Annotated in this window: 13 protein-coding genes; 6 read left to right on the top strand and 7 right to left on the bottom strand. The window is 39.8% G+C overall.

The window, feature by feature from the left end; translation table 11 throughout:
* Positions 1-16: 16 nt before the first annotated feature.
* From H3H32_RS27725 to H3H32_RS27715, 3 genes are all read right to left on the bottom strand, one after another.
* Complete coding sequence (locus H3H32_RS27725) at positions 17-604, bottom strand: mobile mystery protein B (protein ID WP_182458987.1); 588 nt, start codon at positions 602-604, stop codon at positions 17-19.
* A complete protein-coding gene (locus tag H3H32_RS27720) occupies positions 601-1,056 on the bottom strand; it encodes a mobile mystery protein A (RefSeq protein ID WP_182458986.1) in 456 nt (151 codons plus the stop codon). The genes H3H32_RS27725 and H3H32_RS27720 overlap by 4 nt, the downstream gene beginning before the upstream one ends.
* A 387-nt stretch (positions 1,057-1,443) precedes the next feature.
* The gene (locus tag H3H32_RS27715; RefSeq protein ID WP_182458985.1) at positions 1,444-1,836 is read right to left on the bottom strand and encodes a helix-turn-helix domain-containing protein; all 393 of its coding nucleotides are present in this window, start codon (positions 1,834-1,836) and stop codon (positions 1,444-1,446) included.
* Between the two features lie 267 nt (positions 1,837-2,103).
* Here H3H32_RS27715 and H3H32_RS27710 point away from each other — a divergent pair, with 267 nt between their 5' ends.
* The 4 genes from H3H32_RS27710 to H3H32_RS27695 all read left to right on the top strand — a co-directional run bounded on the left by H3H32_RS27710 (position 2,104) and on the right by H3H32_RS27695 (position 8,522).
* Positions 2,104-3,438 carry a radical SAM/SPASM domain-containing protein gene (locus tag H3H32_RS27710; RefSeq protein WP_182458984.1) on the top strand — a complete coding sequence of 445 codons (1,335 nt, stop codon included), beginning with the start codon at positions 2,104-2,106 and terminating at the stop codon, positions 3,436-3,438.
* Positions 3,439-3,492: 54 nt separating this feature from the next.
* A complete protein-coding gene (locus H3H32_RS27705; RefSeq protein WP_240543507.1) occupies positions 3,493-3,963 on the top strand; it encodes a hypothetical protein in 471 nt (156 codons plus the stop codon).
* Positions 3,964-4,530: 567 nt separating this feature from the next.
* Positions 4,531-6,138: a hypothetical protein gene (locus H3H32_RS27700; RefSeq protein WP_182458983.1), complete on the top strand. Its 1,608-nt coding sequence runs from the start codon at positions 4,531-4,533 to the stop codon at positions 6,136-6,138.
* Positions 6,139-7,307: 1,169 nt separating this feature from the next.
* Complete coding sequence (locus tag H3H32_RS27695) at positions 7,308-8,522, top strand: tyrosine-type recombinase/integrase (RefSeq protein WP_182458982.1); 1,215 nt, start codon at positions 7,308-7,310, stop codon at positions 8,520-8,522.
* Between the two features lie 559 nt (positions 8,523-9,081).
* Here H3H32_RS27695 and H3H32_RS27690 read toward each other — a convergent pair.
* From H3H32_RS27690 to H3H32_RS27675, 4 genes are all read right to left on the bottom strand, one after another.
* A complete protein-coding gene (locus H3H32_RS27690) occupies positions 9,082-9,807 on the bottom strand; it encodes a hypothetical protein (protein WP_182458981.1) in 726 nt (241 codons plus the stop codon).
* A gap of 24 nt (positions 9,808-9,831) precedes the next feature.
* Positions 9,832-11,025, bottom strand: a complete 1,194-nt coding sequence (locus tag H3H32_RS27685) for a hypothetical protein (RefSeq protein WP_182458980.1) — start codon at positions 11,023-11,025, stop codon at positions 9,832-9,834.
* The gene (locus H3H32_RS27680) at positions 11,018-11,341 is read right to left on the bottom strand and encodes a hypothetical protein (RefSeq protein ID WP_182458979.1); all 324 of its coding nucleotides are present in this window, start codon (positions 11,339-11,341) and stop codon (positions 11,018-11,020) included. Before H3H32_RS27680 ends, H3H32_RS27685 begins: the two co-directional genes overlap by 8 nt.
* A 782-nt stretch (positions 11,342-12,123) precedes the next feature.
* Entirely contained in the window at positions 12,124-12,330 is a 207-nt protein-coding gene (locus H3H32_RS27675) for a helix-turn-helix transcriptional regulator (RefSeq protein ID WP_182458978.1), read from the bottom strand.
* A 405-nt stretch (positions 12,331-12,735) separates the two neighbouring features.
* Between H3H32_RS27675 and H3H32_RS27670 the strand changes: the two genes are divergently transcribed.
* Together H3H32_RS27670 and H3H32_RS27665 are read left to right on the top strand one after the other, a co-directional pair.
* Positions 12,736-12,933 (top strand): helix-turn-helix domain-containing protein, encoded by a 198-nt coding sequence (locus H3H32_RS27670; protein ID WP_182458977.1) that lies wholly within the window; start codon positions 12,736-12,738, stop codon positions 12,931-12,933.
* Between the two features lie 70 nt (positions 12,934-13,003).
* A complete protein-coding gene (locus H3H32_RS27665; RefSeq protein ID WP_182458976.1) occupies positions 13,004-13,912 on the top strand; it encodes a DUF8464 domain-containing protein in 909 nt (302 codons plus the stop codon).
* The last annotated feature ends 11 nt before the right edge of the window (positions 13,913-13,923 follow it).

Here is a 13,923-nt window from a genome sequence, read left to right as displayed (position 1 = left end):
CGTTTTCGATAGTTAGTTAAGATCGGACAAACCTCTGTAATAAATTGTAATCATAGGCATCAGCGGCTTTTAACGCTGTAATGTATTGTTTTCTGACTGTACCAGAATTAGAAAGATCGCTACTCCCCCAAGTGAAGGCTTCCTGATTCAATAGTTCAGTTAGCAGGACGTCGGTTATAAGTCGTGCATGTCGGCCATTCCCATTTGGAAACAAGTGTATCCAAACCAGGCGATGATGAAATCGCAATGCTATTTCATCTGGTGAATAGGCGGAATATTCAATCCATGTTTTCGTATCGTCCAGAAGTTGCCTCAGTTCAACGGGAACACGACTCCAGGTTACACCAATATTTTTATCGGATCGTCGGCAACTTCCGGCCCATTGCCAGACTTTATTGAACATCTTGTCATGTAGCTGGAAAATAAATTTTTCGTCCAAAATGTCAGCCTTACGTCGGCGCGATAGCCAAGCTAATGCCTCCTGAATATTCTCTTGCTCCCAGCGGTCTAGTTCGGCCCGTGTTCTAATATGCTTGAGCTTCAACCCATCTAGTTCTTCAAGATTTAGTGGCGTTGCGCCCGGCGGGTAATCGAACGTGCTCATTGATCCCAGAAATCCTTAGGGTTTTCGATAAGTATCTTTTGAACCAAATCGTCAAACGATTTCATTTTTTCGTCATTCGTAAGCTCTTGTTCCTCTAAACGCATCGTATGGTTTACCCGGCCCATACGCTTGAGGGCTATTTTTCGAGCTTGCTCCCTAACCATGCTTTCAAGGCTGTTTTTAGGAACAAATCCGTAAACAAACTGCATATCCAAAGCGTCTGCTATTTTCTTAAGGGAAGAGAGTTTCAAATCACCGTCGATTTCAGCATTTTCCAAGCGAGAAATCCGGGACTGATCAATTCCAACTCGCTTGGCCAGTTGTTGCGTAGACATACCCAAGGCTTCACGGATAAGCTTTATCCAGCCTTGATCTGTATAGAAAGCAGCAAGCTGGGTTTTGAGTTTCTGATCTAGTTGCTCTCTGATGAGTTTTCTGTCCCAATAGGTCATTTTATGCTATATACCGCATTAATCATTGATTATATCATGCCAATTATAGCATAAAATTAGACAATGTCAATGCTATTAATAGCATTAAATTTGATGATAGACAAAAGATTGAGTTATATAAATAAGCACGTAGGTTGCAAGTACGGGTGCCTAGATGAGGCCTGATCAAAGTGATTTTTGATAATACTTCATTATTACTTTATAGAAAATCAGGACTTTTGAGAGCACTGAGCCGTATATCTACAGAAAATGGCTATTTCCAATTGAATAAAACGCGTAAAAGTTATCCACAAAAAATTGGCGAGTTATCCACATTGTCTCGGGGAAAATTAAAGGCCTTCTGATTATAGCTCGTGGAATGGATAAACAGCTAATACTGCGCCTAGCTTACTCTTTTGAATTCAGAAGTTTCTGTAACAGCTCATTTTTCTCCCGCTCAATTGTTAGCATCCTTTCATAAAGTTCAATTATTTTCTCAATTGGGTTAAACGTCAAGGATGAACGATAAGCTATAGAAGTCGATTGGTCATGACTGTTGAAAGTGGTGGATACGATATTAATAGCAGCTTCCTCCGTAAAGTTTTTTATTGCTTCTTCTGGAATTCCAAGTGCTTTCGACACCTTTTGTAGTACGTCTCCATCCAATATATCTTTCTGTTCCAGTTGGGATACAGCTTGCTGACTAAGGCCTAAAGATGTCGCTAAGGCATCTTGTTTAATCCCCAGAATCTCCCGAATCCGCTTGATGTTGCGGCCTTGATGTATCGTAGGCGTGTCCATGCACAAATCTAAGTGAAATCGCTCTGGTAAAAAACAAGTGATGACCTTGTGCGATACAAGCAGCGGCACAGATAATGACCGTATCCAATACAGTAACTTTATAGCAGTCAACACATTTAAACACCTCGACTATGACGGCAATTCACCAGAACGATATCCTGTTCGATGATTTCTCAATTCTCAAACAACTCATCGGACAAAAACAACTGACCATGACATCACGTAACACAGACTGCGATTGTATCGGATATAGCTCCACTCCAAGCGATGATAACATTGATACCGATCAAATCGCCCCACCTGCTGGTAAGAGCTATTGACAATGAGCATTTTTATGCAGTCAACTGTGCCTATCCGAATTCACTACGTATTCTCAATAGAGCACAGTACGAGATTATTGCAGCTATCGACAACAGAACCAATACGTCAGCACTTTGCAACAAACTTTCTATTCAAACCGACGTTTTAGATAAATTTTTAGGTGTTCTTTCTCAAACCGAGATCATCCGATTTGACGATCACTTCAGCAAACCGCAGAAACCAGCTAGTCCGAAATCCTTGAATTTCTGGATTCACACCACTAACCGCTGTAACCTCAGCTGTGGCTACTGCTACATCTCAACCCTGAATACCAGCAGTGGCATGCAGGATGCTACACAACGGCAATTGCTGCATAAGCTGGTTGGAACTGTTAGCAAGCGAAAGCTGAATAGCGTTAAGCTTAGGCTGGCCGGAGGGGAACCTTTAACACAGTTCAAAGCGTGGCGAACGTTTATCCCAGTCGCGCGAAGAACCTTAAAAGAATTGGGATGCGCTCTGGATGTCGCTTTCATTACCAATCTAACAATTTTAACGGACGAGATTATTGAGTTCTCCAAAGCATATAATATTAGTTACGGTGTGTCGCTCGACGGAGTGAAAATTCATCATGACGCAACCAGGTCATTCAAATCGGGGGCAGGGAGCTTTAAGCTGGTTGATAGTAACCTACGCAAACTCTTAGCCCATAATATACCAGTATCGACCAGTACGGTTGTCAGTAATGCTAATCTGGAAGGCTTAACAGACTTAACGCGATACTTGATTGATCTTGATGTCCCGTTTCGTTATTCCATTGTTAAAGGCGAGGCCATCGACGCTGAATTGCTGGAAAGACACTTATCGGAATCCTATGTGGTCATGAGCGATGCCATTCAAACCGGCTGGCAATTTTCAAATCGGCATCAATTCTGTGATCTAAAACCCAATGAATTAGGTTTTCAGACCTGTGCGTCAGGGTTTTCGGGTGGTGCAATTTATGTAGATGGCTCGGTCAATTACTGCCATGTGCACTTTGGCGATGCAAGCAAGCTCTCACATAGCATCTTCGATGACAGTATGGATTTGGTTGATATGATCGAGCAGGGCAGCCACTATGAAGGCATGAAGTCGCAAGACTGCCAATCATGCCGTTATAAATCCGTCTGTACCAGCGGCTGTCCTGTGTACCGGGTGAATGGTAAAGACCCTCAATGTAGTTTGTATTACAAGTTTATCCCCCTGATTTACGAACTCCAGGCAAGGGAGCGATTGAAATTACTGCAAGATTATAAGATGATATAACCTCTTTTCGAGCAGGGGGCTAACTTGTCAGTCACAATTTCAATCATCATTTCTATGTTGGCTTTGCTAGCCACATTTTATCAATTACGCCTGCAACGGGTTCATAATGAAAAGTCTTTGAAACCTTTAGGGCAGATTGACTTGCCAGATCATAAAAAGAAGCTTGGAATTCAAATCCGCAATAATGGCTTGGGGCCGCTAATTATTGATCGACTCACTTTCAGTAAGCATGGCACTACATATTCCAGTATCGAAGAGTGCATAGATATTGACCCGAAGTCCTATATGCATATTTCAGCCGGTAATTTAGTCCGAAGAGTGATTTTGCCTAATACGTATTTGGCGGTTTTCGAGAAGAATTTTGGTGAACATGCTGACGAATCAATAATTGACCATGTCCGTAAGCAGTTAAGCTATATTACCCTGAAAGTGGAGGGACGGGATATCTATGATAATAAAATCACATTTGAGCGCGATTTCCGATGGTTTTCCCGGTATATCTTAGAAACTCCTATTAAGGGATAAAATCTTTACTCGGAAATTGTTGAACCTATAACTAGGTGACATTAGCTTAGACCTGTTAGTTTACGATCGATTTCCAGCTTTTCCTTTAACGGGACTAAGATTAGTTTGAACTCTCAGCGAGAGTATATTTGAATAAATATAGTATTACTTTATTTTTATATAAACAAATTTGATTATTTTTCACTCGTCGGCTTAGGACCGATCCTTAAGTTTCTTGCCGCGAGGTATGAAACTAGTCCAGTTTAGTTCACTCGTAGATTCTACGAGATTTGGGTTAAGAGTAAGATGCTCGACCTCCTATAGTGAGGAAGAGCTAGAAATTATGCTCACCCTTTTATAGGGGTGAGCATATTTGTAGTTGTTAGATTTGACCGAACTAAGTCTTATTCGAAAGTTATAAACTGAATTAAAAATAGCTGAAGGCCACTGCATATTTGATATAAACGGCAACGAAGGTATTTAGTGTAAGATTAACTGTACTCATTTGAGTATTACAGTAGACAAATCCAGATTGGTTACTTAAAAATTTGGCTATTATTCTGTTGCAAGTCCATACTAAAAGTTTGTATGTTACTTATTATTCAATTTCCTTTTCTTGATTTAAGAAAGTTTCTTCCAACAAATTGTGGTCAATGTAGCCGGCCACAATGGCTAGACTTATATGAACATGAATACGTACGATCAGTGGGAGGAATAGTAAGTCGTAAAATGACTGGGATTGAAGGCTGGCTAGCTGAGCCTATGGTCTGCAATGCTTCAAAGGCAATTTCTTTCACTACCAAACCTCGCTTCTATAGTAATGTTGTTTCATTCAAATTTTACCACGGGCCATATAAAGTTGCTTTTAAAAGGCTTTCTTATGATGGTTTAGCTACCGGTAAATTTGAAATAGGACTTATTCTCAATCCGAAAAAGAAAGCATATATTACTTATGAAGAAGTGGTCGAATCGTTTCTAAATCTTACTGTTACTATTCGTCGCCCAGGAAATACTCCTTGGATTGGCAAACTGGCAACTGCAGGAAAAACCCTAGCAAATCTATATCTAAAATCAACTACAATTCACAATTTTAATAAAGATGATGTAAAAGATTGGTGGGTTCAAGCTGGAGAACCCCTTCTTTTTTGCGAATCACGAATAATTCGAAATTATAAATACAATAATAATCTAAATAATATTCAAGGTTATATTGACAACAATAATTGGAGCGTTACTAAAAATAATTATCATATCGACTTTCCAATGCCTAATAAAAATATTCATAAATTCTGCTTAGATAAATTTTCTAGTGAATTGAAAAATCTATCTGTTACTAACATTGAAGGTGCATATTTAACGGTAAGTTTATATCAAGTGCGCAGTGTATTTATAGCTGTAGATAAAAAAAACTATGATGAACGAATTACTGCTCGTTTATTTAGAGTATCCCTTATGCGATTAAATGCAGAACGCGAATGTTTACGTAAATTTTTATTGAATATAAATCAGAATAAAATAAATCTATCAGAAAGAACAGAAGGCTTCGACTTCTTGCAAGATTATCTTAACCGTGCCACGAAAATTATTATGCGCCGTGAAAAGCAACTTGATGGCCTAGAAGAAGGAAAATTTATTGATTGGGTTAGAGATATAGAAGATCAATTCAAACCTTACGCTAGACAAAAGTATCTTGATGAAATAAGCCGAGCTCTTATAAAAGTAAAGGGGGCTGTAATTAGGCCAAACATTGAAAGAAAAATTGAAACAATAGTCAGTAAACTCGTAAAGCAAACAGTCATAAATTATATCATGGGAGACAATACAAATAACTTTGAATCTGGCGACAGAATTCACGTCGAGGGTGGCGCTATTGTAGGATCAATAGGCCGAAACTCTACTGGGACAGTGAATTATAATCAAAAATGGGATAACCTAAAGTCGGGAATTGATTTATCTTCTTTAGAAGTCGAGCTTGAAGCGTTAAGATTAAAGCTTAAGGAATTGGCTAAAACAGAAGATGAAGACGTTGCTGTTGCAAATGTAGCAGAAGCAAAAAAAGAAGCTCGAAAAGGAGATGGAGCAAAAATGCTTGAAAAATTAGCGAGTGCGGGAAGTTGGGTTTTAAAGGTAGCTCAAGAGATTGGAGTAAAACTAGCAGTTGAAGCATTGAAGCAGGCGCTGTTACCAGCTAATTAGAACGGTAATATTGTTGATGCGCTAGTATACTAGGATGTATTTATGTTGCACTTTATAGTAAGATGCAAACAATCTGAGCTTGAGGTTTTCTACGACGATAAATTTGTTCGATCACTAAAGTCGGAGCAAAATAAACATCGCCCATACTGTACGCAACAATTGTCTTTTCTTCTTAGTATTTTTACCACTAACCCTCAAGTGACTGATAGACTGAGTAGTAAATACATTGTTTTGTCGTTGTAAACTTTTGAATTGTATGAAAAGCGGAGCTTGGAAGTTTTTCGTTGCCGCTGCGGGCGTTCTCCTTCTATTTATTGTCCTGGTGTGGTATATGTTAAAAGCTCCGCTATATCCAACTGTGTTTGGCGCTTTGGCTGGCTTTTTTGTATTTGCTAGAATTGTCAGGTTTTTTTCAAAGTAATTGTCTTTTCTCATTTTAATCGGATCAGCGTTTACCTTCTTATGTCGTGGTAAGTAATCAGGTTCATTTTGTCATCTCTCGCCGACGTTTGCCCTCAGTTTATCACCAACTAGAAGCTATTCATCAACAGGGTAGTAAGTTTGTAATGGGGAATCATCAGGTTCGTTAAATGGCATGAGCGATATGAATTCATTCAATTCCCCTGTCTCATGAAAACGCTCCCATTTGAGACGAAGAATCCTTCATGTATGCTACTTAAATTGACGACACTATAAAACCAATATCGTCTTGAGCCTTTTGTGAACCGTCGGGCATGTTATTTATTCATCATAATTTAAATCAATGAATTTAGGGCGGGCTTTATCTTCTAATAAGATCGTAAAAATGATAGTTATCAATGTTATCAACGATTAAGCTTCGTATATCTGTGTCGGTTCGCAGTGTATCAACTAGGGACAGCCTTATTTGACGCCTTGTGTAATGAACGTAATACTGTATAATTAGATCTAGCAATGGTATAGGTAGAAAGAAGTGTAGATTTTTATTTCGAATTCTATTTCAATAGTGAATTCAATAATTTATACACTTTGTTAGCTTTCTGCTCGAGGAGCCATCTACTCATATTTTGCCGTCTAACACAGCATAAGAGAGCCCCTTAAACCCTTGGAATTACTGGTTTTTGCGTTTATCTACGTCTAAACAGATTCCTTGCAATCCAACATGGATGTGAGTAGAATTAAGGGTATAAATGCCGCTCTCTGAACTTGCCATCAAGGCTCTTAAGCCTAAGGAAAAGCTCTATCGTATTACCGATAGTGGTGGATTGATTCTGGAAGTATCGCCAGCAGGCAGCAAACTTTGGCGTTGGCGCTATTATTACAATGGCAAACCCCAAATGCTGGCTTTAGGCCGTTATCCTGATACCTCGCTGGCTGAAGCCAGACTGAAGCGTGATCAGGCTCGTAAGCAGCAACAGGCAGGTAAACACCCAACTCGCGAGAAGAAAGCCGAAAAACTACGCCGGATAACTGAGGGTGAAAATACCTTTGAGCGAGTGGCGAGGCAATGGCTGGCTATTAAGGAAAAAGGACTTGCTGAAAAATACCGCAAACAATGTCTGATTCGCCTGGAAAAGCATGTCTTTCCACTGATTGGTGCACTCCCCATAACCGAAATTACCATTCCTGATGTCGTGCGAGTATTGGAGAAAACCGGGCAGGGCGGAACTATTGAAACAGCCAAACGCATAAAACAACTGACAAGCCAGATTTTTCGCTACGGCGCTCAACGCGGCATATGCCTTCATAATCCAGCCGCAGACCTTCGGGATATCCTTCCCACAGTGAAAGAGAAGCATCACGCCTGTATCCACCCAAATGAGTTGCCCGATCTGATGAAGGCCATACAGGCTTACGGGATTGAAAATAACAATTTGACCGGAGCTGCCATGAAATTCCTGGCGCTAACGTTCGTTCGCACTGGTGAACTTATTGGTGCAAGATGGGTAGAGATCGATTGGGAAAATCAGGAATGGCACATACCAGCGGAACGCATGAAGATGAAACGACCGCATATTGTGCCGTTATCAGTGCAAGCCCTATCTCTTTTAAAAAGCCTGCAACAGCTTACCGGGCATCGAGACCATGTGTTCCATAGTGGTGCCAGCAAAAGCAAACATATCAGCAATGGGGCTATCCTGATGGCTTTACGGCGGATGAACTATCAAAACCAGATGACAGGACATGGCTTTCGGACGCTGGCTAGTACGATTTTGAATGAAAAGGGCTATCAGCCAGATGTTATTGAGCGCCAATTAGCGCATGAAGACAGTGATAAAGTTCGCGCAGCTTATAATCGCGCTGAATACTTGGCCGAACGCAAGAAAATGATGCAAGACTATGCTGATCTATTGGATAAAGCCACTAAAGAAAAAAGCCTCAAAAAGATAGTCGGGTATAATTAAAAAAGTGGCATAAACCGTCACGATTGCCCAGGGGCTGGTTCGATACAGAAACTCCACATTTGATTACGTACAGCTAATTGTGATACGCCAGTTCTTATAAAGTGGAGTGTTTATTGAGAATATAGACTGTATTGTGACGTGTTGGAATGGCAAACATACAAGAACCTCTATGCAAATGGTGCTGCTGTATTAACTGAATCAACCTACACGACGATCTATTATTGTTACCAGATGAGAGTAACTATTCTTAAGGTGGAGGGGGAAATCGTGAATTGTGTTACCCACACTTGCCACTTACTTCTCCCAGAACCTCAGGCAAAGGACTTAACATCTGATCGGAATTGTATTGAATTGTAGATTAAGCTGAACGACCTATAGCCGTCTCTATATATCCTCCGTAATTTGTAATAATTTACAATTGTTTTAACCAGTACATACTTCGATAAAATGAAATAGGCTTTATTTCAAAAGGTATATAGCCATAGGTCTCTAAGCGATACCGAAACTTCTTTTAACTTAGTCGTAAAGTTCAATTTTCAGAAGAGATAGACTTTGCCTTCTATTTTTTTAATAGATCTGCCACGCTTGATGGTAGCTCTTCTCCGCGTTTCAGTAACAAACCGGTGGTACTGGAGGCAGTAGCCTGAAATTGTGGTTTAGCATTTAGAACATTTCCAGAGATAGTTCCTTGTGCTTGTTGATCATTTGTAACATCAGAAATATCGTAAGTTGATGGCGTAAATAATTCCATCAAGTCTTTTAATGTTACAGATGCATCCAGCAAGCTAAATTCAATAGCATCAGCTCTGGCATTATAAAATGCTGCAACACGTAAAATGTATTTAAATACCCGAAACGCAATTTGGACTAAAAAAATCAACGAAGTTGTTACAGCTGTTAAGGTTATTCCCGCCACGGTAGCACTTGTATTCTTATCTTTAAGTGGAGATAACAGATAATAGAAACTGATGACAATTAGTACAAATATGAAACAGAATATGATCACTGATAAATTGTTAAATAATAATGCTCTTAATCGAAGTTTAAATACAATATCATTTTTCTTGGTATTCGGTTTATAATCCTGAGGATCAAATATAATATTCTCAAGGTGCAGAAAGACGTAAATACTTGCCCCAATAAAGTAAAACAAATAAATAATGAAATGAACCAAACTATCGCCATTTGAAAAAGAAATTGAATAGAGCAAAATGATGCTTGCAGAAATGAGTAAAATCTTGGCAACCCTCAAGATTGATTTCTTGTTATTACTATTTATTTCCATCTAATACTATTGGTTTTGAATATTTTATTTTCTACTGTTAATAAACTTTGTCGTTAATAAGACCACAAATTGTGATTCATTATCTGTACTAGAATTATTTAGCTTGGTATATCTAAATGCAATACTGGAACCAAGTGGCCCTAAATCCTTGAATAGACCTGAGAATGACAATGTAACATCGAACCTAATAGTATGAGGTGTATCCGAAATTCTAGTGGTTTTTCCATCTTTCTGAACGTCCAGATTTTTCTCTACATAATTATACTTCCCTAGTCCAAATGACAATCCCATCGTATTTACTGGCGGAGCATCATCGAGGTCAAAAAAGAAACCCAGATTTCCTGTAATTGCATTTTTGGCGACCAATTCATCCTTAAATGGTTTTAAATAGTGGATTGAGCCAACAAAATCAAATATTCCCTTTCCTCTAGCAGCTGTAAGATAGAGATCAGCCGCTGAAATATCCGTTTCAGCCCCCAAGCTTCCTAATCGATAAACTCCGCCTATAATTGCACTAAACTTTCTTAATGACTTTCGAACGACTTCTTTCCACATATAGTCTTCGATATACTTTCTAACTGAGTCACTTTTTAACTGATTTTTTGTTCCTGAAGCTACAAGGCTAAGATCTAAATCAGTTAGCAGCTTTTTTTCTTGAGGGGATAATCTATCAAATTCCCGGTTATTTGCCAATTGAATGGCTAGCCCCCCCATTATACTATTGACCGTTTTACCTTCAGCCGCCTTGTCCTCAGTAGATAAAACGTCTGATTTATAGACAGAGGATAAAGCAGGTGTAAACCAGTTTGCTGCTCCGAATTGAAGAAATATTCGTTTCCCAACTTCATTGGAACCAACCACAACATTCGTATTAACCGAAAAGGCATCATAACCAAATGTATTTGGTTTGCTAGTTAATCCTAAACTGCCGTTCATTGTTAAAGCAAACCCATGATGGGTGGCTGGGTCCCCAAAATTTCCTAGGCCTCCTTGAAGCTCTGAACCTGGGGTCACTTTAAGTTTATCCGGATCGGATACTGAAGTGGCAGATGTGACCCCAGTAGATATCATTAATGATGTATCTGAAATTGGAGCTGAGGAAGAACCTGGGGCAGAGGTTGAACTAGTTGGAGTGGACTGAGTGTAAGCAATCGTTGAGTAACAAAATAAGATAATTGATATGAAGGAAGCTAAACAGCCAGATTTTAATTTATTCATCACTTTCAAAATTTAATGTAATTGATGCGATATCAGGAGATATAAGTATAGCATCATTTAATTGCTGCGCTGCACTTGTCGTAGAAAAAGCTGATCCACCTTCCTGTTGTATCGCTAAGCCCCAAGGGCGTTTATGAAATAGGAAAAATATTTGTATTGACATTGGGAAGGTTCCAATGGCCTGAAACTCTCTGCTTGGAGGAAAAATCTTTGCATTATCTCCTTGTCCAAGAACAACGGTGGTTGAAAACGCAGGGTCTACAGCAACGGCGATATTGGCAGGAGAACCTGCCTTACCTTTAACCATTAATTCCATAGTTTATTGATTGTTTAATTGCGAATAGAATTATAGTTATGTGTTCATTCGTTTGCAGGCGTATTCTAGATTTTTATAATTCATGATCAAAATTATAAATTGGTTGGCTGAATAAAAGGGGAGTTTTCCCGTTTTTTCTTAGTAAGTAATTACTAGCCATCTTTAGTGGATTTACCAATGTTTATTAGGAGTTTCGCCATTCTACGAGTATGACGCCTGTAACGTTATCGATCATTAAATTAAGTAAATGGCGTAATCAATTTGGCTTTTATACTATTACGAACTAACCAGCGCCAACTAATTTTAGGCTGAATACTTTATATTGTACGTCTTTTAAACGTCCTATTCTTGAGATGGAAACAGTTCTAGCCCAGGCAAACTCTTACTTTATAAGATAAAGTCTTATAAAGTCATCCGCACCGGCGACCCGGTCACATATCAAATTCAAAATCTTACATTTTAACTGAGTTTGTGAGACTTTTAGTAAATCAATAAATTTACTTTTTCGGGGATTTTAGCTACGAAATAATAGATTTTCCGGCAGCGGCCCGCAACGGCGGACCGTGTCCGCCTTTTTGTTTAGCTATACCATACATAACTAAAAATCGCTGTATACTAACAGGATTAGATTTATACAGCGATGTCGTGATGATTTATGTACCTTTTTTTAATTGCACCCATAGTTGTAAGCTGATTGCATGATCTAAGTTAGATCGAGCAAAGACCGGCCTTCAGGCTTCTGCTTGTGGGGCAAGCCTGAAGGCCAGTCTGCCAATTTAATGTCAGCTACATTGAAAATTATTCATGCAATCTTGAATATCGCTCATCTTCCAGGCAGTAATTCGTGGTGCCAGTTTATAAGGTTTAGGAAACTGGCCTGACTTGCAACCATTCCACCACGTTGCTTTGCTAACCGGTATTAACTGCAAAACCTGTTCCAGTCGGAGAAATCCTAAAAGTTTGGTAGAGGATGTTGATAAATCGTCCATATAGAATCCTTACATAGGGGGGTATGTTTTTGCTACACTGATTGGGCATGATATGCGGCAACAAAGTCTTCGAACCCGATGCCTCATTTAAATAATATATAACCAGCTTGAAGAAAGGACTTGGGAAAGTCATTTCATTAAATCAGATATAAATATAATAACATGCAAATAGACTCGATACTACCGAATTGACCACTTCATTTTTTATAAAAAAGTAAAACACACAGCGTGAAAGAGACATAATTTTCGTCAACGATCCTTGGTTGATAAACAGTTGTTATTAGTCATTAATCAACCACGAATTGAATTGACAGGCTGTCTTAAAATTATTTAGCTGCATCACTGTATAGACGTCACGTTGTCTCTTGCTGATGATAAAATCGCCCCTTTTACGAAAGATGCACCATGCCCAATAGAAATCCTCCAGAACCGCTACTGGATAGAAAGAGCGCGGCTAAATACCTTCGTGTCTCCCCTGGTACACTGGCCGTCTGGGATTGCACAAAGCGTTATGATGACCTCAAGCCAATCAAGATAGGTCGTGCCGTGCGGTATCGCCGTTCTGATTTAGATAAGTTTATCGAACAGCGACTCTGCCGGTAAGAGTCCGCGTTAACCCGTTCCAGTTCTATACGCCTGTTTCTATTCCCACATTCTAGTTTTGGAGATCGTCATGAACATAGATCATGCGAAAGCGACACCTATTGTCGAAATTCTGAGCCGCCTACACATTGAAGCCAAGCGCATTAACGAAGCGAAAATGCGGTATCTGTCACCACTTCGAAAAGAGAAAACACCTAGTTTTGACGTCAACCCGATCACCAATTGCTGGTATGATCATGGTGAAGGGGTTGGTGGTAACGCGGTTGATTTTGCCTGCGCCTATCTCAAAGCCAACCGTGAAGATTATACCGTATCCGACGCTTTGCGCTGGCTCAAAAATATGGGAGTGGGGCCCTATGAATTTACGCCCCTTCAAGTAGAACGAGATGGTAAGAAGAGCCAATCCCTAATTCTAAAATCGAAAAAGCCGATCCAACACCTGGGTTTGATCCATTATCTGCAAAAGCGCGGTATTCCTCTGGCTATTGCACAACAATACTTCCTAGAAATCCACGTGCGTAACAAGAATACAAGGAAAAGCTTTTATGCCCTTGGTTTTCCGAACGAAGAGGGCGGGTATGAGCTGCGTAACCCGTTCTTTAAAGGATCGCTAGGCCCCAAAGCCATTTCCTTTATTCGTGGCCGCGAACCCAAGCCGGAGGGTGTCCATCTTTTTGAAGGCGGTATGGATTACCTGTCGGCCATTGCAAAGTTGAATGGGAAACGCTTCAAAGATGATACGATTATTCTCCATTCAGTTTCCTGTTTGAAACAGGTCATTCCCTACATCCAGAATTACGGATATCGCACCGCCTATAGCTGGATGGATAATGATCCGGCAGGCGAAAAAGCCACGATTGCTTTGAATGAATTTTTCAAAACTCAGGCGGATCTTGTCCATAAGCCGATGAACAGGATTTATGCCCAGCATAAGGATGTCAATGCGTGGCATATGCACCAACTCAATCTGACTTTGTGAAGGCGATGGCG

The sequence above is a fragment of the Spirosoma foliorum genome, from assembly GCF_014117325.1.
GTDB lineage: Bacteria > Bacteroidota > Bacteroidia > Cytophagales > Spirosomataceae > Spirosoma > Spirosoma foliorum.
Note: the sequence above shows the minus strand (reverse complement) of the source record. Positions and strands in the feature narration are given on the sequence as shown.